General features: G+C 38.8%; 25 protein-coding genes. 15 read left to right on the plus strand and 10 right to left on the minus strand.

Going from position 1 to position 25,569, the window contains the following annotated elements:
• The first annotated feature begins 223 nt into the window (after nucleotides 1-223).
• On the plus strand, nucleotides 224-358 hold the full coding sequence (locus tag VB694_RS07730; RefSeq protein ID WP_323359727.1) for a hypothetical protein: 135 nt from the start codon (nucleotides 224-226) through the stop codon (nucleotides 356-358).
• A 54-nt stretch (nucleotides 359-412) separates the two neighbouring features.
• Here VB694_RS07730 and VB694_RS07735 read toward each other — a convergent pair whose 3' ends face one another.
• Nucleotides 413-1,504, minus strand: a complete 1,092-nt coding sequence (locus tag VB694_RS07735; RefSeq protein ID WP_323359728.1) for an aromatic ring-hydroxylating dioxygenase subunit alpha — start codon at nucleotides 1,502-1,504, stop codon at nucleotides 413-415.
• A 192-nt stretch (nucleotides 1,505-1,696) separates the two neighbouring features.
• Between VB694_RS07735 and VB694_RS07740 the strand changes: the two genes are divergently transcribed.
• Together VB694_RS07740 and VB694_RS07745 are read left to right on the plus strand one after the other, a co-directional pair.
• On the plus strand, nucleotides 1,697-2,176 hold the full coding sequence (locus VB694_RS07740) for a YbjN domain-containing protein (RefSeq protein ID WP_323359729.1): 480 nt from the start codon (nucleotides 1,697-1,699) through the stop codon (nucleotides 2,174-2,176).
• 142 nt (nucleotides 2,177-2,318) lie between these two features.
• A complete protein-coding gene (locus VB694_RS07745) occupies nucleotides 2,319-3,050 on the plus strand; it encodes a biotin/lipoate A/B protein ligase family protein (RefSeq protein ID WP_323359730.1) in 732 nt (243 codons plus the stop codon).
• Between the two features lie 492 nt (nucleotides 3,051-3,542).
• Here the strand turns inward: VB694_RS07745 and purH are convergent, their stop codons facing one another.
• The gene (gene purH / locus VB694_RS07750) at nucleotides 3,543-5,078 is read right to left on the minus strand and encodes a bifunctional phosphoribosylaminoimidazolecarboxamide formyltransferase/IMP cyclohydrolase (RefSeq protein ID WP_323359731.1); all 1,536 of its coding nucleotides are present in this window, start codon (nucleotides 5,076-5,078) and stop codon (nucleotides 3,543-3,545) included.
• Between the two features lie 310 nt (nucleotides 5,079-5,388).
• Nucleotides 5,389-5,748, minus strand: coding sequence for a VOC family protein (locus VB694_RS07755; protein ID WP_323359732.1), 360 nt, complete (start codon nucleotides 5,746-5,748; stop codon nucleotides 5,389-5,391).
• Between the two features lie 117 nt (nucleotides 5,749-5,865).
• Between VB694_RS07755 and VB694_RS07760 the strand changes: the two genes are divergently transcribed.
• The 4 genes from VB694_RS07760 (at nucleotide 5,866) to VB694_RS07775 (ending at nucleotide 10,423) form a co-directional block, all read left to right on the plus strand.
• On the plus strand, nucleotides 5,866-6,192 hold the full coding sequence (locus VB694_RS07760) for a hypothetical protein (protein ID WP_323359772.1): 327 nt from the start codon (nucleotides 5,866-5,868) through the stop codon (nucleotides 6,190-6,192).
• An 87-nt stretch (nucleotides 6,193-6,279) separates the two neighbouring features.
• A complete protein-coding gene (locus tag VB694_RS07765; RefSeq protein ID WP_323359733.1) occupies nucleotides 6,280-9,750 on the plus strand; it encodes a tetratricopeptide repeat protein in 3,471 nt (1,156 codons plus the stop codon).
• 71 nt (nucleotides 9,751-9,821) lie between these two features.
• Nucleotides 9,822-10,043, plus strand: coding sequence for a hypothetical protein (locus VB694_RS07770; RefSeq protein WP_323359734.1), 222 nt, complete (start codon nucleotides 9,822-9,824; stop codon nucleotides 10,041-10,043).
• The gene (locus VB694_RS07775) at nucleotides 10,040-10,423 is read left to right on the plus strand and encodes a type II toxin-antitoxin system VapC family toxin (protein ID WP_323359735.1); all 384 of its coding nucleotides are present in this window, start codon (nucleotides 10,040-10,042) and stop codon (nucleotides 10,421-10,423) included. The genes VB694_RS07770 and VB694_RS07775 overlap by 4 nt, the downstream gene beginning before the upstream one ends.
• A 90-nt stretch (nucleotides 10,424-10,513) precedes the next feature.
• Here the strand turns inward: VB694_RS07775 and VB694_RS07780 are convergent, their stop codons facing one another.
• From VB694_RS07780 to VB694_RS07790, 3 genes are all read right to left on the minus strand, one after another.
• On the minus strand, nucleotides 10,514-11,446 hold the full coding sequence (locus tag VB694_RS07780; RefSeq protein WP_323359736.1) for a hypothetical protein: 933 nt from the start codon (nucleotides 11,444-11,446) through the stop codon (nucleotides 10,514-10,516).
• A 137-nt stretch (nucleotides 11,447-11,583) separates the two neighbouring features.
• Complete coding sequence (locus tag VB694_RS07785; protein ID WP_323359737.1) at nucleotides 11,584-12,525, minus strand: Yae1 family protein; 942 nt, start codon at nucleotides 12,523-12,525, stop codon at nucleotides 11,584-11,586.
• 223 nt (nucleotides 12,526-12,748) lie between these two features.
• Nucleotides 12,749-14,155 (minus strand): glycosyltransferase family 2 protein, encoded by a 1,407-nt coding sequence (locus VB694_RS07790; RefSeq protein WP_323359738.1) that lies wholly within the window; start codon nucleotides 14,153-14,155, stop codon nucleotides 12,749-12,751.
• Between the two features lie 264 nt (nucleotides 14,156-14,419).
• Between VB694_RS07790 and ebsA the strand changes: the two genes are divergently transcribed.
• The 5 genes from ebsA to VB694_RS07815 all read left to right on the plus strand — a co-directional run bounded on the left by ebsA (nucleotide 14,420) and on the right by VB694_RS07815 (nucleotide 18,011).
• Complete coding sequence (gene ebsA / locus VB694_RS07795) at nucleotides 14,420-14,794, plus strand: type IV pilus biogenesis protein EbsA (protein ID WP_323359739.1); 375 nt, start codon at nucleotides 14,420-14,422, stop codon at nucleotides 14,792-14,794.
• 175 nt (nucleotides 14,795-14,969) lie between these two features.
• Nucleotides 14,970-16,064, plus strand: a complete 1,095-nt coding sequence (locus VB694_RS07800) for a phosphotransacetylase family protein (protein ID WP_323359740.1) — start codon at nucleotides 14,970-14,972, stop codon at nucleotides 16,062-16,064.
• Nucleotides 16,065-16,321: 257 nt separating this feature from the next.
• Entirely contained in the window at nucleotides 16,322-16,825 is a 504-nt protein-coding gene (locus VB694_RS07805; RefSeq protein WP_323359741.1) for a DNA recombination-mediator protein A, read from the plus strand.
• Between the two features lie 137 nt (nucleotides 16,826-16,962).
• On the plus strand, nucleotides 16,963-17,382 hold the full coding sequence (locus VB694_RS07810; RefSeq protein ID WP_323359773.1) for an MAPEG family protein: 420 nt from the start codon (nucleotides 16,963-16,965) through the stop codon (nucleotides 17,380-17,382).
• A gap of 137 nt (nucleotides 17,383-17,519) precedes the next feature.
• The gene (locus VB694_RS07815; RefSeq protein ID WP_323359742.1) at nucleotides 17,520-18,011 is read left to right on the plus strand and encodes a YajQ family cyclic di-GMP-binding protein; all 492 of its coding nucleotides are present in this window, start codon (nucleotides 17,520-17,522) and stop codon (nucleotides 18,009-18,011) included.
• Between the two features lie 130 nt (nucleotides 18,012-18,141).
• On the opposite strand, the gene VB694_RS07820 is transcribed toward VB694_RS07815, so the two are convergent.
• Both VB694_RS07820 and VB694_RS07825 read right to left on the minus strand, forming a co-directional pair.
• Nucleotides 18,142-18,702 carry a glutathione S-transferase family protein gene (locus VB694_RS07820; protein WP_323359743.1) on the minus strand — a complete coding sequence of 187 codons (561 nt, stop codon included), beginning with the start codon at nucleotides 18,700-18,702 and terminating at the stop codon, nucleotides 18,142-18,144.
• A 9-nt stretch (nucleotides 18,703-18,711) separates the two neighbouring features.
• Nucleotides 18,712-19,176 (minus strand): hypothetical protein, encoded by a 465-nt coding sequence (locus VB694_RS07825; RefSeq protein WP_323359744.1) that lies wholly within the window; start codon nucleotides 19,174-19,176, stop codon nucleotides 18,712-18,714.
• Nucleotides 19,177-19,655: 479 nt separating this feature from the next.
• Between VB694_RS07825 and VB694_RS07830 the strand changes: the two genes are divergently transcribed.
• Nucleotides 19,656-20,378 (plus strand): tetratricopeptide repeat protein, encoded by a 723-nt coding sequence (locus VB694_RS07830; protein ID WP_323359745.1) that lies wholly within the window; start codon nucleotides 19,656-19,658, stop codon nucleotides 20,376-20,378.
• Between the two features lie 212 nt (nucleotides 20,379-20,590).
• Here VB694_RS07830 and VB694_RS07835 read toward each other — a convergent pair whose 3' ends face one another.
• Entirely contained in the window at nucleotides 20,591-21,001 is a 411-nt protein-coding gene (locus VB694_RS07835; protein ID WP_323359746.1) for a hypothetical protein, read from the minus strand.
• Nucleotides 21,002-21,255: 254 nt separating this feature from the next.
• On the minus strand, nucleotides 21,256-21,351 hold the full coding sequence (gene psaM, locus VB694_RS07840; protein ID WP_015141228.1) for a photosystem I reaction center subunit XII: 96 nt from the start codon (nucleotides 21,349-21,351) through the stop codon (nucleotides 21,256-21,258).
• Nucleotides 21,352-21,551: 200 nt separating this feature from the next.
• On the opposite strand from psaM, the gene VB694_RS07845 reads away from it, so the two are divergent.
• Together VB694_RS07845 and VB694_RS07850 are read left to right on the plus strand one after the other, a co-directional pair.
• Entirely contained in the window at nucleotides 21,552-22,802 is a 1,251-nt protein-coding gene (locus VB694_RS07845; protein ID WP_323359747.1) for an FGGY-family carbohydrate kinase, read from the plus strand.
• Complete coding sequence (locus tag VB694_RS07850) at nucleotides 22,799-25,546, plus strand: MASE1 domain-containing protein (protein WP_323359748.1); 2,748 nt, start codon at nucleotides 22,799-22,801, stop codon at nucleotides 25,544-25,546. Before VB694_RS07845 ends, VB694_RS07850 begins: the two co-directional genes overlap by 4 nt.
• The last annotated feature ends 23 nt before the right edge of the window (nucleotides 25,547-25,569 follow it).

Genomic DNA, 25,569 nt, shown 5'->3' on the forward strand with positions numbered 1-25,569 from the left:
ATCCCTATATACACTTAAACTACATTTGAGTTATTTGTTCAAATCTTCATTATATTTAAGGTTATTTTGCCATAATTTAAGCTTTTTTTTGTTATTATTTTAATAGAGGAAAAGAAAAAACAACTCACCAAAAAAGAAGTATTCACAAAAGACATTTTTACATTATATGCTTAACTACCGTTAAAAACAAGAAGAATTTGCAACAGACAAAAGAGGATATGTTATGTCTTTACGTTACAACGAAAATCACGCCCCTTTGCTTAAAGTAGTTTACTCCCAAGTCAAAGTTAATGGCAAAACTGAATTAGTACCACTAGAACTATATGCGGATGGTTCACTCAAACGTAGTAATGTTTGATTCAAACTTAAACATGAAAATTCAAGTTTTGATTGTATGTTTTTGTGTAAGTATTCAGCTATAGAAATCGTTGGCGTTGCTGCCCTCAACTTGAATTTTCATCAACTTCTGCACACTCACCAAAGCTCGATTTAACTCATAATTCCGTATTTGTGAATTATGTAAATAAGCCTGTTGTTCTTCTTCTATCATTTTCACATCTTGCACTACCAAACCATCAAGTAATTTCCGTGCTGCACCAAATAAACTATCTTTGATAAAACGGCGAAACCATACAGGTAATTTGTGTAATCGCCAAAAGGCATTAAGTGAGGTAAAATGAATTAGATAGGCTTTTGTTTCTGTTTCATTCACTGGACACAATAAACAATAAATTTTGAAATCTTTACCCAAAGTAGATACCCAATGAGGATACACATAACTGACATCTAAAGGTTCGGGATGCAAGCGACGCAAAGCTGGAAAAAATAATTGGGAGATTGACCAAATTTTATCTATTTTATAATAACTTTGGGCTGTATAATGGGCATGAACACTATTTTCATCTTCGTCAATATTTTGTAGTGAGGCTTCAGCCCAAGCTTGCAAATCTTGATGTAAATGTCCATGATACATATCCATCAAGTTTTCAATTAAATAGGAATAATGGGCTTGAGTATGAATCACGGAAACTGTGGCAATATAATTTAAATGTTCCCATTCTGGTACACCCAATGGTTCTACAGATGGTTCTTTATCTCCAGGGAATAACCAAATAAAACCATCTTGTTCTTTAACGGGATAATGGCGAATTTTACAAGTTGGTAATTTTTGATTTGCTGCTAAATAGGGAACTTCTGCACATTTACCTTCACTATCAAACCGCCAACCATGATAAGCACATTCTAATTCATTGTTTATGACTTGCCCGTGACTAAGTTTAACTTGACGGTGGGGACAGCGATCTTCCAAGGCGTGAACTTTTCCGGTATGATCTCGATAAAGTGCGATCGCTTGTTGCCAAATTGTTACAGCTAAAGGCTTATTTTTAACTTCTTCACTCCGTGCAACTACATACCAGTGATTTGGGTTAATTCCCAATTTTCTGACACTCGTTTGTAAAACTGGAGAATTAGAAGAAAGAGATTCAGGTATTATTTGCTGCATAATATGTTAATATTTAGGTATATTCAAAGATATAATATAGAAATGATATGTGATTTTGGCGATCGCTAAATAAACGTTTATTTCTTGTTTCCTGTTCCCTGTTCGCTGAACTTCTGACTCAAGCCAATTTTGCCTACAAACGATAAAGTAGTTATAGATTAAAGTAGTAAATCTATCAAGGAATAAGTCTGTATGACAAGCTACCCAGAAACCCTAACTCCTAATGAATTAGTTGATGAAATTATTGCCGAAACAACAGGTTTAAACCATATAGAAGTAATTGAGAACGTTATCGGTACGTTAGAACAGAATAACAGCGCGATGGTTAGGCATACACCAGGGGGTGCTTATCTGTGGAAGTTTCAATATGGCAGTGTAGAAGTATTTGTACAACTCACTGGTTCTACTGATGAAGATACTATCACAGTTTGGTCGGCTGTGCTAAATTTACCCGCCAAAGATGAACCCAGATTAATGCGCTATCTGTTAGAGTTGAACTGCACAAGTACCTTTGAAGCCCGTTTTGGCATTATTGAAAATCAGGTTGTTGTCATTTCTTCACGCACTTTAGCCGAATTGTCACCAGGGGAAGTTTCCCGTATAATTACCATTGTTGCCACCATCGCTGATGATAATGATGAAGCTTTAGTAGAGGAATTTGGTGCAGCATAGGCAATTTTAGATTTTGGATTTTGGATTTTAGCTGGAAGTCTGCTGCATGGGATGTACCACAGGTATCTGCGAAAAATAATGTAGAGACGTTCCATGGAACGTCTCTACAAGGTTATGGAAAAGGCACATTTAAATTCGGTCGATGTATAATGAGAAGGTTTGGCGACTAATTCCTTGTTTAGCAGCTGCTGGTAATGTCCAAATGGCAGTTGATAGATGGTTGCTGGAACAGCACGAGTCAGGAAAGCATCCTCCCACTTTGCGGTTTTATACTTGGTCGCCACCCGCCATTTCTCTGGGTTATCATCAAAAACAATACCCCGAATATTGGGCAAATTTAACTTGGCATGGTGATAAACTTGATTTGGTACGTCGTCCTAGTGGTGGAAGGGCGGTTTTACATCAAGGAGATTTAACTTATGCTGTAATTACTTCTGGAATTGTGGGAAGTCGTATTCAGGTATATGCAAAGATTTGTGAGTTTTTGATTCAAGGCTGGCGATCGCTCGGTGTAGAGTTAAATTATGGTCAAGCTGGCCGGGGTTATATCCACAACCCTAACTGTTTTGGAACTGCCACAGGTGCAGATTTAATTTTACCAGATGGTAGTAAATTAATTGGTAGCGCCCAACTGCGACGGGGAAAGGCAATTTTACAACATGGTTCTATAATTTTACAACCAGATGCAGATTTATTTCGGGAAGTCTTTGGGAAAGATGCTTTTACCCCAGTTCAACTTCCGCAAAATATCCATCGAGAAACAGTAATAGAGGCTTTAATTATTGCGGCTTGTGATAGTTTTAATATGCAGGTAGAAATACAACCACTTTCTGAAACTGAGTGGAAAGAAATCTTAGCAAAAGCACAATATTAAAAGAATGAAGAATTTAGAATTTAGAATTTAGAATTACGTTTTGCAACGGGCATTTTACCCCGACGCAAAACCCGCTGCTTGTGGAAGCAGGGGACTTTCACCCCTAAAGGTAAGTTAATAAATATGGGTTTTTATATTTCATCTCGTGCAAAAAGCGTTCGGGAGTGTTACCGTGTTTCCACCCCAAACGCTTTTTGAACTTTGCTCCTCACACACAAATAGACTATATCACTGGTTCAATTAAATAGCAAGTCTTTTACTGTAAATTTGATATTAGTAAATTTAATATATCATTGAAAGCCAAAATAAAAAGCGCCTGGGAGTGTTACCGTGTTTCCACCCCAAACGCTTCTTATATTCAACATTGCTCCTCACACAAAACAACCATATCACTCAAGTTAGAAAATGGCAAGTAATTAACGTAACAATTCTAGAATTGAGTTATTTTAGATCCCCGACTTCTCTAAGAAGTCGGGGATCTGGTTTAATGGTTTAATGTAAGAAGTGCCGCACACCAGTTACAACCATCAATAAACCCAGTTCATCAGCAGCTTTGATAGAGTCTTTATCTCGCAGACTTCCCCCTGGTTGGACAATAGCAGTAATTCCCGCTGCGGCTGCGGTTCTGACGGTATCATCAAAGGGGAAGAACCCGTCACTAGCGAGAAATGCACCTTGAGTTTTTTCTCCGGCTTGTTCCAGGGCAATTTTAGCCGAACCTACCCGGTTCATTTGTCCAGCACCGACACCTAAAGTCGTCCTATCTTTGCTGATGACAATAGCATTAGATTTAACGTGTTTACAAACTTTCCAAGCAAACAACAACTCAGCTAATTCGGCTGGTGTGGGTTGACGTTCGGTGACAACTTGCCATTTATTTACATCTGCAACCATATCATCAGCAGTTTGCACTAAGAAACCACCAGCAATCGCTCTGACAGTTTCTTTAGGTCCAGTCAACAAATCTGGTAAAATCAGAACTCTGACATTACCTTTCTTGGTTAAAATTGCTTGGGCTTCCTCATCACAACCCGGTGCAACCACGCATTCTAAAAATGTCTTCGTTAATTCCGTGGCTGTGGCTGCATCAATAGCCTGGTTTAAAGCCACAATACCACCGAAAGCCGAAGTAGAATCAGCATTGAAAGCTTTTTGATAAGCATCGAAAATGGTTTCCGCTTCCGCAGTTCCACAGGGGTTAGTATGTTTAATAATTGTCGCTGCCGGACTTTCCGTAAATTCAGCAATGATGCGGCGTGCAGCTTCCAAATCTACCAAATTATTATAGCTGAGTTCCTTACCTTGCAGTTTAGTTGCTGCTGCCCAACCTGTAGGTTTAGTTCCCGTTTGATACCAAGCTGCGGGTTGATGGGGGTTTTCTCCATAACGCAAAGATTGAATTTGTGTACCGGAAACCGTGTAAGTTTCTGGTAAACCTTCAGTTTCTACACCAGCTAAATAAGCTGCAATGGCGTTATCATAACTTGCGGTGTGCAGAAATCCTTTTAAAGCGCATTTTTGGCGAAACTCCAAAGAAGCTGACCCATTTTGACGTAATTCTTGCAAATACTCATCATATTGATCAGGATTGCATAATACAGTCAGATGGGCAAAGTTTTTTGATGAAGCCCGTAACATCGCAGGTCCACCAATATCAATTTGTTCTACTGCGTCTGCTAAGGTGACACCGGGTTTAGCAATGGTTTCCTCAAAAGGATAAAGGTTAACGACGACGAGATCAATAGGACGAATTTGGTTATTTTCCAAATCTGCGATATCTTGCTCAAAGTCGCGCCGTGCTAAGATACCGCCATGAATGCGAGGATGGAGAGTTTTTACCCGTCCGCCTAATATTTCTGGTGAACCTGTATAATCAGAAACCTTTGTTACAGGAATTCCCGCATCTTTCAGGGTTTTGGCTGTTCCCCCACTGCTGATGATATCAAAGCCAAATTCTTCAACCAAGCTGCGGGCTAGGTCAATTATACCAGTTTTGTTAGATACACTCAGCAATGCCAGACGCGCCATAGTTCCCCTGTTTATTTTGGATTACAGTTTTGCAAATAGATGATTATTGTACCTAATGGGGTGCTGTTGGGAAATGTAGAATTAGATATCTTTTGAGAATTACAGATAATTCAAGAACGGAAAAACGAACCGCAGAGGACGCAGAGGACGCAGAGGAAGAAGAGTTTGAGAGAAAATTTGCGTAAGTCCTACATATTCCTAATGACAGCAAATATTCTGATTCCTGACTCCTGTACGGGCGAAGCATTCGGGCGATAAATTATCAATTTTTGTCCAAGTCTATTTTCCGAATGCTTCGCCCCTACGACTATTATTGTTGACTTAGTTCAATAATATTGCCATCTGGGTCTTTTGTGAAGATAGCAGGACGACCGGAAGCACTTTCTTGAAATGGGTAATTTTGATTTTGTAATTCTGCTTTTGCTGCTTCTAAGTCCACAACAGAAAATGCAATGTGGGGGTTACGTCCCCATTTTTCGTTTTGGTTTTCGTTGGGGACGGATGAGGATACTATTAAGTGTATTTGATAATTACCGAGTTGATACCATGCACCGGGATATTTGAGGGTGCGGTCAATTTTTGATAGTCCTAATATTGTGCCATAAAAGTGTTCTGAGCGTTCTAAGTCGGTGACGAGGATGGCAGTGTGGAGACTTTGGGTAATTTGCATTTTTGGGTGAGATGGTAGTGGGTATATTTATCGCTGGATAGTGATTAGCAAATAAGTGTTATTATGATTTTGGTTTTGTTATCAACAACTATTAATAGATCAATTGTAGATGAAGTTATGACGGAAATTAAATTTGCGATTGAAGGTGAAGATGCCATCCAAGCTACAGAGGAGCTTTTGGCAATAGAAGGTATAACTGGTAACTATACCGTAGATTCGGAAGACGTGAAAAAAGAGCCAGTAATTACCACAGTTGCTACTATAGTTGGTCTTGTTGGTGGGACAATCGCTATTGCAGAACAAATTCGCAAATGGTATCAAGAGTATAAACAAAAACAATCTGGTAAAAAAATTGCCAAAGTCCTGATTGTCGGCCGCAACGGTAGACGGCTGCTGTTAGAAAATGCCACAATTGAGCAAATTCGTCAAATTTTAGAATCTTAAACAGAAATATCTCTCAAAACCTCATTTCTCTGTGTTCTCTGCGCCTCTGCGGTTCGTTTATCTTTAAATTCTGAGAATTATAACATCGTGCAGACTCTCCACCTTGACCTGAAAGCTATTGCAGGTAATTACGTAGAGTTACGCTACTTTACTGATAATTACAACAAATACGAAAAACGTACACTCTCCCTGAGCGAAATCACTGATTTAATCGAGTTAGCAGAAACGGATTATTACTTTTCCTCAGTTGCTAAAAATTATGCAGAAACAGGGTTACGGCTATATAACTGGTTAGATGGCAGTGACAGATGGTTACAAAAACTCATCAATCAATATCAGCGTCAAGGAATCATTTTAGCCATTGCAACGGCTGAAAAACTCGCCCATTTACCTTGGGAAGTTCTGCACGATGATAAAACCTTTCTGGTGCAACAGTCAATTATTCCTGTACGGTGGGTATCATCGGACTCTGTGAAAACATTGTCTGTAGAGAAAAACCCAGAAAACCGCGCTTTGCAAGTTTTATTTATGGCTACTTCCCCCCAAGGAGTAGAACCTGTATTAGATTTTGAAGCAGAAGAAGCGCGAATTTTAGAAGCTACGGGAAGACAACCTTTAGCTTTGACAGTAGAAGAAAGCGGTTGTTTATCAGAATTGAGTTATTTAGTCGCAGATTACGGAAAAGATTATTTTGATATTTTCCATATTACCGGTCATGCCACAATTACTAACGGACAACCCCAATTTATTACCGAAACCGAAACCGGTACAGCTTATTATGCCAGTGCAGAAGATTTCAAACAAGCACTACAATTCCGATTACCTAAATTGATTTTCCTTTCTGGTTGTCGCACTGGACAAGCTGGTAGTAATGGCGCTAATTATGGTTCTGTCCCTTCAATGGCGGAAGAATTGCTAAATGCTGGTGCGAAAGCCGTTTTAGGATGGGGACAAAAAGTTTTAGAAACTGATGCGACAGAAGCAGCAGCGACATTATATAAAGAATTAGCAGCAGGAAAGGAAATCACCGAAGCAGTTGCCAGTACCTATCAAACTTTAATCAAAAACAAGGCGCAAGATTGGCATTTATTGCGATTATATGCAGCGGAGAGTTTACCAGGGGAATTGGTAACACCATTGCGGACTCCGGGAAGGAAACCAGCGCCACCGCTGTCTGTGAGTACGGAATTTTTAGATCCTGCGGATAAGGTGAAAGTCCCTACCCGTGAGAGTTTTGTCGGTCGTCGTCGTCAGTTGCAAAGTTGTTTAAGGACGCTGACACAATCAACTGAAGAAATAGGGGTATTAATTTATGGCATGGGTGGTTTAGGTAAAAGTAGTTTAGCAGCTAGACTTTGCGATCGACTGCCGATTTTTCAGCGTGTTGTCTTGGTAGGGAGAATTGATGAACCGAGTTTAGTTAGTGAGTTAGTGAAAAAGTTGGATGATAACGAACAACGGAAACGGCTACAAAATCCTGATGAGGAGTTGAGATTTAGGTTAAAGCGGGTATTTCAGCAGTTGTGGGACGCTGGGGAAAAGCCGTTTTTGTTGGTGTTGGATGATTTTGAGGTGAATTTAGAATTGACCTCTCCCCCAGCCCCTCTCCTGCGAGGAGAGGGGAGTCTAGTTCCCCCATTCCCTCGCAGGGAAGGGGGGTTAGGGGGGTTAGGTCGTTTGCAACCAATAGCCGCAGAGGTTTTAACAGCTTTGGTTTGGGCAATTCGGGAAACCTACACCAACCATCGGTTAATTCTCACCTGTCGTTATGAATTTGAATTTAGCCAATTGCGGTATTTCTATAAACAGCCATTGGAGGGAATGAGGGGGGCAGATTTAAGAAAAAAGTGTAGTCGTCTTGTGGCTTTTGGGGCAAAATCTCAGGTAGATGAGGCGTTGAAATCTCAGGCGCAGAGGTTAGCTGATGGTAATCCCCGGTTGTTGGAATGGTTGAATAAGATTTTGCAAGAACCCCACCCCCTAGCCCCCTCCCCGCAAGCGAGGAGGGGGGACAAGATGGGGGATCAGAGTGTTGATGTGGTGGCAATTCTCAATCGTTTAGAAGTTGATGCGGTGGAGTTGCGAGAACAGGTTTTAGCGGGCGCTTTGCTGCAACAAATGGATGAAACGATGGGGGAAATGTTGTCACAGGGTTTGGTATTTGAGTTACCAGTCCCCAGGGAAGCATTAACCGCAGTTTGTGAAAATATCCCCAATTTGGCAGATTATATCAATCGGGCGGTGGCGTTGGGATTGTTGGAAGTTAGTCCTGATGAGTCGTTGCGAGTACCGCGAATTTTGCCGTTAACGTTATCCACTCATATAGAAACCCTGCATCAACAAGCGGCTGAGGTGTTGTATCGTCTGTGGTGGGAACAAGGGGAAACCAGAACAGAAGAAGAAGTATTAGAAATTCATCGGTTAGCGTTGTTGGGGAAAAAAGGGGAAATTGCCTCAAAAGTTGGAGCGATTTTGGCAAGTAATTTGAAGGCAAAAAGCCGATTTCGTGAAGCTTTACATCTTTGCAAAGAGACTTTAAATATTGTTGAAGACTATCATATTTTGCATCAACTAGCACGGTCTGAAGAACAACTGGGAGAAATTGAACAAGCAAAGCAACATTATCAAAAAGCACTAGAAATCTGTCCAGCAGCAAACGAAAAAGCAAAAGCTGCTATTATTCACAACCTAGCTGGTATTTGTGCCAATACGGGAGAAATAGAGGATGCCATTACCCTCTACCACCAGTCTTTGCAACTCCAAAAAAGCATTGGCAATCTCCAAGCTACAGGCGCAACATTCTGCGAATTAGGACGTATCTACACCGAAATAGGAAAAATTGATGATGCAATTGCCCTTTATCAGCAGTCTTTAAAAATATTTGAAAGCATTGGGGATGTCCAAGGTATAGCCGCAACATTGTACCATTTAGCGAGTATCTACGTAAACAAGGGAAAAATTGATGATGCAATTGCCCTTTATCAGCAGTCTTTAAAAATATTTGAAAGCATTGGGGATGTCCAAGGTATAGCCGCGACTTTGCACGATTTAGCTTTTATCTACGATGACAAGGGAAAAATAGAGAAAGCGATCGCCCTCTACCAGCAGTCTTTAGAAATCACTGAAAGCATTGGCACTGTCCGAGGTAAAGCTGCGACTTTGCACGGTTTAGCTGGTATCTACGCCAAAACGGGAAAAATAGAGGAAGCGATCGCCCTCTACCAGCAGTCTTTACAAATCAAAGAAAGCATTGGCAATGTCCAAGGTCAAGCCGCGACTTTGCACCAATTAGCTGATATCTACGCCAAAACGGGAAAAATAGAGGAGGCGATCGCCCTCTACCAACAGTCTTTACAAATCAATGAAAGCATTGGCAATGTCCAAGGTAAAGCGATGACATTATGGTGGTTAGGGCATATTGCAAAACAACAAGGAGATTTTGTCACTGCATTGAACTATTTACATCAGTCGTTGGAGATATTGCAGCGTATTCAATCTCCCGATGCTGAGACAGTGAGGGGAATTATCAAACGAGTGCAACAAATGGCAAATGGTTAAGGTTCTTTCTATCTATAAAATAAAAATAGTGGTATAATTTATAAACAATATATTTAAACAACTACAAGAATATGCAACAATTAATCATTCAAGTGGCGGATAAAGAAAAAGCCGAAATGCTATTAAAAATTATTTCGGCTTTAGATTTTGTCAATTCTGTAGAAGTCGTAGAAGATAACACAAATATAGCTGATAATCAACAAGATTTTTTTGCCTTAGCTGGAATCTGGGAAACTAGAAATATTACCACTGAATCCATTCGTCAACAAGCATGGAGAACAGAAAATAAATGATTTTATGTGATACAAATATTCTCATAGAATTTTATAAAAACAATTCTCAAGTCATCTCTGAACTAAGTTTTCTGGGTATCAATCAATTAGCCATTAGTTCTATTACTCAAGCTGAATTATATTATGGTGCTATCAATAATGTGGAGTTGAAAAAAATTAAAAACCATTTAAAATTACTCCATATTCTCCCCCTTGATGTCATGATATCTACTCAGTTTATTACATTAATGGAAAATTATTCACTTAGTCATAAATTAAGTATTCCTGATGCTTTAATTGCTGCAACCGCATTAGTACATCAGATTGATTTATATACTTTGAATGTGAAAGATTTTCGCTTTATTAAAAGTTTAAATTTACATCAACCTTCTATTAATTAGTTATTGAATAGTCGTATTTTACAACAAGATGATGAAGAACAAGATTAAGAGAGACGTTGACTAAAACGCCTCTTTTATTTTTTGATATTTTTAATCAACTTTAAACCTAGCCAACAATTCCTCACGAGATAAATTTAACAACATCGGAGTAAATTCTTCCCTAGAAATAGCAATTACTTGATCAATAATCCTAGCTAAATCTGAATCAATCTCTCCAAAACGTACCTGTAGGATACTTTCAACCATCGCACGACGTTCAGTTTGGATACCTCTATCAATTCCTCGCAACTCTACTTGTTGTTTAATTTCTTCTAATTGTTTTTGATACATTTCTGATAATTTCATAATTAACTCCTGATCATCTTGATCAATATCCTTTTCTTTTTCTTGACGTGCAGATAACAAAGCAATTAGGTCATGTACTAATTTTATAACATCCTCCAAAAATGGATGATTATTAGCTAGTGCTTCTAATTCTTCCACAGCTTGTCTTTGTACTTTTCCCCTACCCAATACTCTCAAAAACAGTGTTTCAGGTGTAATGGGTAGTTGATGAATGACAATAATAGCTGTTTTTAATCCTGTTCTGAGAGAATAAATCCCTTGACCCCAATTTTGATCATTGAGAGTGCCACTAAAACTTTCTAGGATGTCTTCTGATGCTGTTGGAGTCAATATCCATAAATAGGGTAATTCCTCTTCATTGATTCGCGTATTATTGCGTTTTCCTTGCCTTTCTAAGTCTGCATGGATATCAAATAATTTACCCATACAACTGCGAATTTCACTTTTACTAACAGGATTGCGGAATGGTTCAAATATAGCATACTTTGCATAAATAGCCATTCTTCCTAACAGTCCTAGAGATTCTATTCTATCTGAAGATGGTGATGTGGCAGTAAATAGTAGATCAACTTGTCTCACCTCTGAAGTAATATCTTTACTGGTGTCTACTTGACCATAGGGTGTTAATAGTTCTGTAAGATATTGTTTGGCAAATTGATCATGAATAAAACGAGTCATAAATTTTCATGAATTTAATGATTGTCCATTATTTCTAATCAATTTATCATTTTGTTGATGTTTAAATATAGATGAGGATAAAAAATTAATCTTATTTAAAGAGACGTTGATGAAAACGCCTCTTTCTTCCAGAACATCTAATCAACTTTAAACCTAGCTAATAATTCCTCACGGGAAAGATTAGATAAATTAAGTAACAACTGCGTTCTTTCCGTCAAAGAAAGTTCCATAATTGGAGTCACAATAGCAGATAACTCCTCATCTAAATTACCAAAACGCACTGCTAACAAACTCTCTACCATCAAACGCTGTCCGTCTTGTTGTCCTTCTTGTCGTCCTTCTTGTCTTCCTTGTTGTCTTCCTTCTTCTATTCCCTCTTGTTTCCATTCTTCACATTGTTGAAGATACGCTGGTGATAAACTCATAATTAACTCCCTTACTTCTTCATCGTTGACATTACTATTTAATTCTAAATTTTTCCGCCAAGATGCGAAAATTGCCAGTAGTCCTTCCCATTTATCATTCTCTTTTGACCGTTCTACTACTTCGCTGATAGCTGCTGTTTGAGTTCTGCCTTTTCCTAATACCCTTAACCATAGTGTATCCTCTGTCATGGGTAACTGGTTAATAGCAACAATAGCCGCTTTCTGGTATTTTGGGAGAAAATACACTCCTTTTTCCCATCCCTCCTTTGCTGTCGCTCCAAACCCTTCAAGGATTTTTTCAGAACAAGTTGGTGTTAAAATCCAGAGGAAGGGTAATTCTTCTTCAGAAATAGAACGTTTTTCTCTTTTTGCTTGTCGTAATAATTCTCCCTGAACACTATACAATTTTAACAAACAACTTCTAATTTCTACCTCATTAGGTGCATTGCGGTAAGGTTCAAAAAGACAGCTTGTAACCGCCATTTTTCCTAATAATCCTAATTCAGAATTTACAGATGTTGTTGTCGGAACAAACCAAACATCAATTTCCTGAACTTCGCTTTTTACATCTTTACTCGTTTTGACCTCTCCTAGAGGTGCTAATAATTCCTCTAGATATTCTTTAGCTAGTTGGTCATGGGGTTGTCGTGTCATACAATTTTCAAGAAATATTTGTTAATTTAATAATTAATTTTATTGCTGTTTTAATTGTATAAAAAATTGGGTTGTTCTGGATAAATTCACAAGTTATATTAACAGATAAACACAACAGCTTACCAATTACCAATTCCCACAAAATTGTAGAGAAGTTGTATTTAACATCTCTACAGAATTTTCAAGAAATTTAATTTCTTATTTGTGGTTTATCTTCTTTTTCTTAATGTTCAGCCCCAGTATGTACAGTTTTTACCCACTTCAGCCTTTTGGGACGAACCGACATCCTAGTAATAGTGCTACTCATCACTACCAACCAATGCAACATATAAATACTGCCGCGAATGGTTTGCAGAAGTAACACAAAATAGTTAGATGTTTTTTGATCTTGGCGTGTGCGCTGTAACCCAGCAAACATCCCTACAAAAGACATCGTTACCGATAACCCAGTTATGGGGGCTAATATGGGTGGACGATGGCGAATTATTGACATTAATAAATCGGGTACTGCTGCTGTCGGTAAAATATACATAATCAGCAGAAAAATCAGTAAATCCACGGTTTTACGCGTCCCCATGCGGTTTTTGAGGATCAGATCCCAGTAATCTAAATAACGCTGATAACCACCTTCAGCCCAACGGTTGCGTTGATGCCAAAGAGCGATCGCATTTGTTACTCCTTCTTCCTGCACTGGGGGATAGAACATACATTCAATATCCCATTTATCCAGATTTAAGCGAATTGTCAAATCTAAATCATCGGTGATAGTTTCCTCATTCCAACCACCGCAGCTATCCAAAGCTTGACGACGGACAAATTGACCATTTCCCCGCAATTCACCCAGTCCACCAATAGCAGTCCGTTGTTGTTGAAACCAAGTATCAACAGCCATTTCCGCCATTTGTCCCTTAGTCCAAAAATTCTCCTTAGCGTTGGCGATCGCTTTTCGCACCTGTATCGCCCCTACCTGTTCTTTTTGGAACACAGGCACTACCTGTAATAGTAAATCTGGGTCAACTTGGGCATCCGCATCAAATACAGCAATGATGTCACCCTTAGTCATCGGTAACACCTGATTCAAAGCCCCTGACTTACCACCAGTAGCATCAGCAGCACGGTGGAAAACCTTGAGTTGCTTGTATTGCTGTTGGAGTTGTGCTAATAACTCCGGTGTTTTGTCCGTACTATGATCATCAATAATCCAGACCTCATATTCACCATTAGCATATTCCAGACTACAAAGATTCTTAACTAATCTGCCAATTACAGCTTCCTCATTTTTTGCAGCCACTAACACAGATACACAAGGCAAATCTCCCTGTATTTCTTTATGGTGATGGCGGGGTCTAGCAAAAATAATCCTGAAAGCATGAATACCCAAGATAGTCGTCAGTCCGAGAATGAAAATAGAACCCCAGGACACTAAATGTAAAGCGATCGTCCCACTCCAGACTATAGTCAGGACTAGGGCGGCTTTGGGTCTACGCCGTTGAAATCGAGATGAAGGTAAAGACACAGCATTTACCTCTTCCACTAACTCCTCTGCTGCCGATAGGTCAGACAGCAAGGAATTCAGCGGGTCAGAGGTTCCGTTGTAAGAGTCGTTTTCCGGCCAGGAATTCGCTGGCATAGTTAATTTGATTGAAAAATCAGTATTTGTTTATTTGTTTAAAGTTTACAGTTTTTGCAGCAGAAAGCCCACAATTAGAGGTTTAGCAATGGGCTTTATCCCCACTGATTCAAGAAGACTGCTGAATTTTTACATGATCTAGATACAGGAAAATTAAAACTACCAATATTTTTCTCAGTATGTGTGAAGACACCTAGTTATGGGAATAATATTGATGTCAACTCAAGATCCTCTAAATTTAGCTAAGTTAAGGAATTTTTAAAGATGTCTATCGACCAACTTCAGCCGGTGAGTCAGCAACACGCTATTGTCTATCTACCTTATATCCAACAAAGCAAACGGAATTTTTTGCCCTATGCCATTAGTCTTTATCAAAAAGGTTTTGTGGAGGGGCATCGCAAAATAGAAGGCAGTGATAATATTCCTTTTACAGCTACCTGGAATGTTGCTACCCTACCCTCAGACCTCACCCGCTGTCGCATCCAGTTTGATGGCAATGCTGAATTAAGCTATGAAGTAATGATGGCCAGTTTTGATTTTATTAATTTCTTAATTGAACTCATGGAAAACCACAAGCGCCAAAAAATTACTGATTTTTCTACAGGTTTTTACCGCAAACTACTGCGTATAGAAGATTGAATCAGGAGGCAGGTGGGGAGATGGGGAGATGGGGAGAAAATTCTTTACCTGTTACCAGTCCCCAGTTCCCAATCCCTACTCCCCAGTCCCCAAATAAGCGATTTCTGCTGCTTCAGCTAAAATTAGAAAACACCTAGCTGGGTTCAACAGACTTTTGAAATTAGGAGTGCATGGCGTGCCAACATCTGTTAAATATTTGCTGATTGGATCAGTAGAAACTTACAGTGGTAAATCCGCAACTGTTCTAGGTTTGTCTCATCAGCTAAAGCAAAAAGGACTGGATATAGCCTACGGCAAACCACTAGGTACTTGTTTACATACCGCCGATGGAACCGTAGTTGAAGAAGATGTCCATTTCATTACTAATAGCCTGAAACTGCCAGAAAACCGTGTTGCACCGACTTTATTAGCTTTAGATGAGGTTAGTGTCCAAAAACGGTTACTTGGTGAAGACAAAACTAATTATCAGCAGTTACTAAGACAGCATTATTTACAAATACCACGAGGTGATTTGATGCTGTTAGAGAGTCCTGGTGATTTACGAGAAGGTAATTTGTTTGGCTTGTCTTTGCTGCAAGTTGCTGAAGTATTAGATGGAGATGTGCTATTAGTACATCGTTATAAATCGCTCCTTTCTGTGGATGCGCTGTTGTTTGCCAAGCAACAGATAGGCGAGCGATTAGTTGGTGTTGTGATCAATGAAGTTCCCGCCGAACAATTAGAAACTGCTAACAATCTCTTACGTCCATTTTTGGAACAGCAGGGGATTCCTGTACTGGCAATGTTGCCTAAAAGCGACTTGCTCCGTAGCGTCAGCGTGGGAGAACTGGTAAAACAGTTAAAGGCTGAAGTTCTCTGTCGCAGCGATCGCCTAGATTTATTGGTAGAAAGTCTGGCAATTGGGGCGATGAATGTCAATGCGGCTGTTAAATATTTCCGCAAACGCCGAAATAAAGCAGTAGTCACAGGAGGCGATCGCGTGGAAATTCAGCAAGCAGCTTTAGAAACTTCTACTCAATGCCTAATCCTCACCGGACAATTACCACCTCCCGCCTTTATCCTTAATCGTGCGGAAGAATTAGAAATCCCGATTTTGTCTGTTGACCTAGATACCTTAACCACAGTAGAAATTGTTGACCGTACTTTTGGTCAAGTTCGTGTCCACGAACCTCTAAAAGTAGAGTGTATTAGCCAATTAATGTCCGAACATTTTGACATTAACCGTTTGTTGTCTCAACTAGGATTAAACCCAGCTGCGGCTTTATCTTAGTCTGACTATTTACAGTTTTCTACCCAAATTACTAGTTAATCACTAGCGTAAATCCTACCTTTGAGTTATTGATGAGCAACTAAATCACTGTCATTTTTTTGGTAAATACTGATCATTTACCTAATTATTGACCGCTCAAATCTTTGTTACTTAACAAAACAATAAAGAAAACATAGAAATCTGTAACTCTAGTTGGCTTCTTAGCTACACGCTGTTTGATAGAATATCTGGGTTGTTTAATCTGATCACCTCCATCTTTGAGCCAGTCAACAGACCTTATTAACCTTGATACATTAGCGCAAGAACTGGCGACAATCCAGCAAACAGGTTCTAAACGAATTGCCTTGTTGGGTTCTCGTCATGTGCCAATTACTCATCAAAATTTGATTGAAATGATGACTTATGCCCTAGTTTTATCGGGCAATCGTGTCATCACTTCTGGTGCTACAGGTACTAATTCAGCTGCCATCCGGGGAGCAACACGGGCTGACCCGAATTTATTGACGGTAATCCTACCGCAAAGCTTGGAACGTCAGCCATCTGAATCACGCCAGCAACTAGAGCAGGTCATGCATCTAGTCGAAAATCCTAGTCATGATAATCTGTCTTTAGCCGAGGCTAGTTATTTGTGCAACAAGGAGATTGTCTCCCGTTGTCAACAACTGATCTGCTTTGCTTTTCATGACAGTCGCACCTTGCTACAAACTTGTGGAGACGCAGAAGAACAAAGAAAAGTGGTGACACTGTTCTACTTTGACTAAAGTGAAACTTAGTCTTCACAAAGCTAATGATAGAGATGGGTAATTACCAATGGGTACTGGGTAATGATTTGTCTAAATTACTCAGTATTCCTTCACAATCATGCACAAAAAAACTAATACCAATACTTATTAGCTTAATGTCCCTATTGCAACTGCCCATCCCAGCTATTTTTTTGTACTCTATCGCTGCTGCCGCAGTTCTAATTTATGTACCGTATTTATTAGTAGCTTACGGCCGTGTGTTGGTGGGGTATGATTTATCCGCGCCTCGTGCCATGTTCGATAAATTGCCACCTTATGCCCAAAGAGCTACCTGGGCGCATCAAAACTCTTTTGAAACGTTCATGACTTTTGCCCCCGCAGCACTAATGGCTTACATAACAGGTGTAAATTCTCCGACGGCAGCAGTGGCAGCGATCGCCTTTATCCTTGCTCGCTTGCTATACTCTATTTTTTATATTGCGAATATACCCATTTTGCGATCGCTCATGTTTGGCATTGGGTCTTTTAGTTCTGCCACTCTCTTCTACCTGAGTATCATCCAGGTTAGAGGATAGGTGACTGGTGACTGGTGACTGGTGACTGGTGAGAATCAAGTCAAAAGTCAAAAACTCTGTTCCCTGTTCCCTTTTTACCAATTACCGATTACCGATTACCGATTACCAAATTAAACATATCACATCTAAAATTTTCTATGGCTTCTACTTTTTCTTTTGATATTGTCAGCGACTTTGACCGCCAAGAATTGGTCAATGCTATTGATCAAGTGGTGCGAGACGTTAAAAGCCGTTACGATCTCAAAGATACCCAAACTACTGTCGAGTTAGGCGAAAACAGCATTACTGTTAACACGGACAGCGATATGACTTTAGAGGCTGTACACGGCATACTGCGCGAAAAAGCCGCTAAACGGAACCTCTCCCAAAAAATCTTTGAGTTTGGCAAAGTTGAATCTGCCAGTGGGAACCGAGTGCGTCAAGAAATTACCCTCAAAAAAGGCATCAGTCAAGAAATTGCCAAGCAAATCTCTAAATTAATTCGCGACGAATTCAAAAAAGTGCAAGCCTCAATTCAAGGTGATGCTGTGCGGGTGACAGCTAAAGCTAAAGATGACTTACAAACTGTGATCCTGCGACTCAAGCAAGAAGACTATCCTGTGGCTTTGCAATTTACAAATTATCGTTAGGGACTGGGGACTGGGGACTGGGCAGACTCAAGTCAAAAGTCAAAAGTCAAAAGTCAAAAGTCAAAATTAAATAACTCTTTTCTCCTCCTGCCTCCTGCCTCCCCTGCCTCCTGCTCCCTGCTCCCTTCCTCTAACTGCGTCCTGCACCGATACTGTTTTTAAACGCTGGACGTTGAGAAATTTGCTGAATATAGTTCGATACGGCTGGGTAGGCGCTTAAATCCAGCTTCAGCATGATGGGAATATAAGCGAGTATAGATCCCACCGCAACATCAGCCACGGTAAATTCATTACCCAGTAAGAAGGGTTGCTGCTCAAAAATTTCATTGAGTGGAGTCAATAAGTGCGGCATTTCCTTTTCCCGATTGGCTTCCACAAAAATTCCTGTAGCCAAGGTGGAATTAGCAAATAATACCCACTGGGAAAATATGGCGCGTTCCTTTAGAGAAAGTGGAGTTTTAGCATATTTTTCGGCAAGATAGAGCAGTATTGCCCCAGATTCCCACAGTTGAAAGTCACCATCAACAATTGCGGGAACTTTTCCCGTTGGGTTAATTGCTAGGTACTCAGGCTGTTTGTGTTCACCTGCTTTCATATCCAAGAGGATGAATTCGTAAGGAATTTGCAGTTCCTCTAAATACCACTTGATAATTGATGCACGGCTAAAAGCGCCACCGTAAAGTTTCAACATAATTACCTATTAAAGAACTTTGTGTGTATGAGAATGTTGTTTAACATTGTCTTCTTTGCTGACAACTCTGGCAGCATTTAAGACCCGCTTGCGTTCTGTAGAATAATTAAAATCTGTTTTGGTTGCACCTGCGGGGATTAGGGATTGGGCTGATTGACGACGTTTGTAGGTGCGTGCAGCTGAAAATGCCCTCAACTCAAATTCATCTCCAAACTGTGCTGACTCTGGAAATCCTGGAGGTAACAACAGGTTATCACCTGCCAATAAAGATCCCAGAGTTGTTGCATAGGCGAGCTTATATGACGTAGGAATGCCTTTTAATATCGCTTCTAATGCTGCTGAAGGAATAGGCTCAATAACTTCGATTTGATGAACTTCTCCATCTTCTTTGTAGAAGCAGGTTGCCAAGCCAATCACAATGTAATCATCGGCTGTAAGGTCTAAAGCATCTGGATAAGAAATTGCTGTTGTCATCGGAAATTTACTCAAAGTTTGAATTTAGGGATTGGGGATTGGAGATTGGGGATTGGGGCAGGGGATTGGGAAACATTAATCCACTTTTGCTTCTTAGCTTATTCCGTTATTAACCCTGTTACCTAGCTTGTTGGCATTCTACCAACTTGTCACTGTGACTAATTGACTATTTTTAGAGATTAATGGAAATTCTGTCTGGAATTGCCATTGGTAGTGATGTATATATTTGTAGGTTTACGGCTTAATTATTTAAGTAGTTTAAATTTATTCACTTAAGCCTCGATTCCTGAAATAGTGAAACAGTAAACAAAGACCCACTAGTACCGCAGGGCGGAAGTCAAAAGTCAAAAGTCAAAAGTCAAAAGTAATATAGAATCAGCTTTTGAACGATTGAGAATAGTCCATTAACTTACGCCGCAGTGTACTAGGCAATAAACGATCATTTGATTTTAAAGAGCAAATAGCTCAGGTGGCAATATATGGATCATTACTCCTTTTTTAGTTCTGGTAGCCAGCAAAATCAACTATATAAAGACGATAACAAAATTACCACGTATACAAGAATTGAGATTCAGGGTAGTAACCAATCTTCTTTAGAGGACAAGTACCTACGATCCTATGCTCTTAAGTTAGCACATCAAGGAGATTACACTGAGGCGATCGCTTTATTAAACCAACTTATTGATAATAATCCGCAAAATGCAGCCGATTATAACAACCGGGGGCTAATTTATTTTCAAAGTGGTGAATACCAAAAAGCTCTTGGTGATTACAATACAGCGATGCAGCTAAATCCTAAGTTAGCTAGTGTTTATAATAACCGAGCTAATTACTATGCTGCTTGTGGAGAATTGTCGGCCGCCCTAATGGATTATGATCAGGCATTGGATTTAAATCCGCGTTATGTTCGTGCTTGGATTAACCGAGGTATTACGTTACGCGATTTGGGACAATATCAGGAAGCTATTGATAATTTTGAAACTGCAATGCTGTTTGGTCAGTTACAAGCTAACATCTGGGCTGAACGTGGTAGAACTTATCATCTTTGGGGTGACTGGAATTGTGCGATCGCAGATTATTATCGCGCTCTTGCATATATAAACTCTCTGGATAAAAGTGAGAATATTTGTAATTATCGACTACGACTGCAATTAGAAAATTGGTTAGATGAGTTACTGTTTCCCCAAAAAACAGATTGGTAGATTTTTAACAATAAATTCAAAATCTCAAAGTTCAAAAAACTTGATTTTTCAAATTTGATTTTTTTGGTAGTGTCCCTGTATCGTTGATTTGCTAATAGATGATAACTATAAAGACTCTTCAATAGTTAGGTATTAACTATTAGCCATTAATATCAGCAGAAATTGATATCCAGTTTATATATAGCTAGAATCACAAATCATTTTAATTAGTCTCAGGGTGTGGAGTCTGATTGTTCCGCATTTTTAGAATCTGGATTAGTTAACACTACCTGCCGCTGATTGGGAGCAAAACGGTAAGATTGTTCTTGCCTAATACTATTCGATTGACTGGGATCAAAGTTACGGCTAAATTCCACTTTCAAAGTATTAACACGTCCTTCCATCAATTTGACTTCTGTGCGAATTTCTCGCAACTTATCTTGCTGTAGCCAGTGATAAGGTAAAAGCTGAGTTAGGGCTGATATTGCTGCTGTCATAATAACCAAGTTAGCGGTTATTTTAGCAGAAGTTTCCAGTGCCATGATTTGGTAAGAACGTTGGCGTAGATGTTTTTTAGGTCGAGGTACGGATCGACGTTGTTTTACTGGTTGTAGCGGTGGAGTAGATGGTTGAAAGGCGTTCATAATTATAAAATTAGCCTCGCTGATTGAAGGGAAGCACCGTTAAAAGCAAACTGGCGCTAATTGCGATTTGATTTAGCTGCCATATTACTTCATTTTTTGTAAATTTCTACAAGTATTACATCATTAAAAAAAATACCTGGCATACGCAGGTGAATTTTCTCAAGATACTTTTGGCTTAAAGTCCATAATATTCTAGAGATTTTACCTTGTATGACCAGGTTGAGTTAGTCTTCTGGAAGTTTCACATCCAGGACTTACTTGTAAAGTTCAGTAGCTAAACGCCAAGCGAGAATACCTGGAATTAGAGCCACAGCTAGAGCAATGTACACTTGAGTATCTGATATAGACATGGTGGAAACCCTCTTAACTTCAAACTAGATGATTAACACTTCGTTTACTACTTTTCCCTGTTTTGCCAAGATTGGGGAATATCTTGTTACAAGACGCAACAAAAACATAAGTTGGGGATTGGGGATTAGGAAAGAATTTTCTCCTCTGCTCCCCTATTCCCTATTCCCTATTCCCTATTCCCTATTCCCTATTCCCTATTATGACTTTATACCTGGGTATTGATTTTGGTACATCTGGCGCACGGGCGGTAGTGATTGATGATGAAGCGAGGATTGCCTTCCAAATGCGTCATCCTTGGGCAAATGTTGCTGATTGGGTAATTTGCTGGAAGAAGGCTTTATGGAGTCTTCTAGAAGGAATTCCAGGGGAATTGCGGCGAGAAATTGGGGCGATCGCTATCAATGGTACTTCCTCGACAATCTTGCTTACCGATGCTGCTGGCCAGCCTGTAGATGCACCCCTATTGTACAACGATTCACGGGGATCAATGATGCTCAAGGATTTGAGCAGTATTGCACCACCAAACCACACCGTGTTGAGTGCTACGTCTAGTCTAGCGAAATTGCTATGGATGCAGCAATTACCTACATTTAGTCAAGCCAGATATTTGCTACATCAAGCTGATTGGTTAGCGTTTCTTTTGCATGGGAAATTAGGCATTAGTGACTACCACAATGCTTTGAAATTAGGTTATGACGTGGAAAAATTGCAATATCCAGAATGGCTAGAAAAACTACAAATTCCCATACATCTACCCCAAGTTTTAGCACCAGGTACATCAATTAGCGAATTAACTCCAGAAATTGCAGTTAAAATTGGTTTTAGACCTGATTGCTTGGTGTGTGCAGGAACAACAGACAGTATTGCGGCTTTTTTGGCTAGTGGCGTAAAATTACCAGGGGAAGCTGTAACTTCTTTAGGTTCAACCTTGGTACTTAAACTTTTGAGTCGTACCCGTATAGAAGATGCCCAATATGGAATTTATAGCCATCGCTTAGGTGATTTGTGGTTAACTGGAGGAGCTTCTAATACAGGAGGTGCAGTATTAAAAAAATTTTTTACTGATGAGGAATTAGTTAGTTTGAGTCAGGAAATTGATATATCAAAGATGAGTAAATTAGATTATTATCCATTATTAAAAGCAGGTGATCGCTTTCCTATTAATGATCCCCACCTACTCCCCAGACTAGAACCCCGGCCAGATAACCCCAAAGACTTTTTACATGGCTTATTAGAAAGCATGGCGTGGATAGAGGCAAGAGGGTATGAATTATTACAACAACTTGGTGCAGATCAATTAACCCACGTCCATACTGCTGGTGGTGGTGCGTCCAATTCCACTTGGATGGCTATTAGAGGCAGATATTTAAAAGTACCTGTATTTTCCTCTATCAACACCGAAGCTGCTTATGGAACAGCACTTTTAGCCATGGGTGTATTGGGGAGATGAAGTACAACTTACGACTTATTTTTATACGTCTGGGATTAATAGCAATTTTGGTATTTCTTTACTATGAAACTGCACAATTTTCTCGTCTTCTAGCTTCTACTCCACAAAATGTTACACCAGTTTGGCCACCTGATGGTTTTGCCACTGCTGCTATTTTAATTTTTGGCTCTTGGATTTGGCCAGGGGTGTTAATTGGTTCTTTTTTAGCAAATATTTGGGCGTTTATTGATACAAATAACACGATTACTCTAATCCTCTCAATTTTACAGGTTTTAGCTATTGCTGGCGGCACAACTTTAGGTACTCTTTTAGGGAGTTTTTTACTTCGCAAATCAATCAGCAATATTTATCCGTTTAAACGACTTGGTGATGTAGTTAAATTTTTAGCTTTCACTGGTATGATCGGACCAGTTGTAAATGCCACAGTGGGAGTAACAGCTTTAACATTAGGTGGAAAAATATCCAGCAGTATATACATACAAACTTGGTTAACTTGGTGGATATCTAATGTAGCTGGAATTTTTATTTTTACGCCAGCATTGTTAACGTGGGGAGAATTTATTAAAGATAATTTACTAAGGCGTAAAAATCGGCTAAAATTTCGCTATCAAACCATAAATATTTGGCAATTAGCTGAATCTTTATTATTAATAGGAATAGTAATTTGGATAAGTGAAAATGCTTTTTGGGGTCAATATTCCCTAGAGTATATGCTAATGCCTTGTTTAGTTTGGGTAGCTTTCCGGTTTGGAAAAATAGGTGCTACTAACTTAATTGTTGTTGTGGCTTTGATTGCAGTTTTAGGTACAGTTAGACAATTAGGAACATTTGCTAGTGATAACTTAAATGAGTCTTTAATATTATTACAATGTTTTATCGGAGTAATTGTATTAACTACACTTGTCTTAATTGCTGTTTTAGCAGAAAAAAAACAAGCAATATTAATTTTACAAAAATCACAACAAGAATTAATAAATAAATCTTCAGAACTGCAACAAACAGCAGCAATTTTAGAGCAACAATTTGAGCGAGCTTTACTTCTGAAAAAAATTACTGAAAAAATTCGTCAAAACTTAGATACACAGGAAATATTTTCTATAACAGTTAACGAAGTTGGACAAGCATTAAAAGTTAATAAATGCTTAATTTATACCTATAGTTCTACACCAAATCCTGTACTTGTTCCGAGAGCAGAGTATTTACAAAATAATTATAAATCAATTGCTAAATTAAATATCAACCTTAATCATAATCCTTATGTAAAAAAAATATTTACTAATGATCAAGCCGTTGCTTATGTGATGAATGATAATGATACTATTCCCATCACATTTACTCAAGATCAAGGCATTCCCTTAAAATCAATGCTCAGTGTACGTACATCTTATAATAGTGAAGTCAATGGACTGATTAGCATACATCAATATGATGGTTTTCGTGAATGGAATCATCATGAGATTGAGTTTTTAGAAGCCGTTGCAAATCAAGTAGGTATTGCCTTAGCTCATGCTCATTTATTGGAACAAGAAAAACAGCAAAGGGAACAGCTAACTCGGCAAAATTTAGAATTATTAGAAGCCAAACAAGCTGCTATAAATGCTAATCTTGCTAAAAGTGAATTTTTCACAAATATGAGTCATGAACTGCGGACACCACTCAATGGTATTTTAGGTATTGCTCAAGTTTTTCAGCATTTACCAAAATTGACAAATCAGGAAAAAGAGGATATCGCAATTATTGAAAAATCTGGTTTACACCTACTGACTTTAATCAATGATATTCTGGACATTTCTAAAATTGAATCTGGGAAAATGGAACTAGAACTCAAACATTTTAATTTTCCAGATTTTCTGAAAAAAGTAGTAGAGATTTGTGAAAATTATTCAGCGGAGAAAAATATTGCTTTTAATTATCAATTTAGTTCTGATATCCCGGCAATTGTCAAAGCTGATGAAAAAAGATTACGGCAAATTTTGCTAAATTTATTAGGTAATGCCTTTAAATTTACAATTATAGGAGAGGTAAGATTTTCCGTCAATGTTATTACCCAAAAAATACAAGGTAATTCATTATTTTTGAATACAATTAAATTTAAAGTCACAGATACAGGTGTGGGTATTCCGGTTGATAAATTGGCAAGTATATTTTTAGCTTTTGAACAAATAGGAGAAACCAGATTAAAATCGCAAGGAACAGGATTAGGTTTAGCAATTAGTCAAAAAATAACCCAGATGATGGGTAGTAATATTGAAGTAGTCAGTGAATTAGGTAAAGGTAGTGTTTTCAGTTTTGAGCTAGATTTAGATACAGTTTTAAACTATACAGAAAATAAGACAATTGAATTAGATAGTAATCTATCTGAAACAATACCTTTAAGTATTCTTGTAGCTGAAGATAATATAATTAATCAAAAAATTGCTAATAAATTATTTCAAAAGATGGGATATAAAATAGATATTGCCATTAATGGTTGTGAAGTATTGACTTGTTTACAACAGAAATTTTATGATGTTATTTTTATGGATATACAAATGCCAGAATTAGATGGCATAGAAGCAACTAAAGAAATTTATCAACTATGGGGTGAAAGTCGTCCTTATATTATAGCCATGACTGCTAATGCCATGACAGGAGATAGAGAAAATTGTTTAGCTGCGGGTATGGATGATTATATTTCTAAACCTGTAAAAGTAGAAGCTATTTTTCAAGCAATTCAACTTATGCAGGAAAGACGATATTTATAATCATCCTACCCAAGATCCCGTTA

It is taken from the genome of Anabaena sp. UHCC 0451 (assembly GCF_034931405.1).
In the GTDB taxonomy this organism is placed as follows: Bacteria; Cyanobacteriota; Cyanobacteriia; order Cyanobacteriales; family Nostocaceae; genus RDYJ01.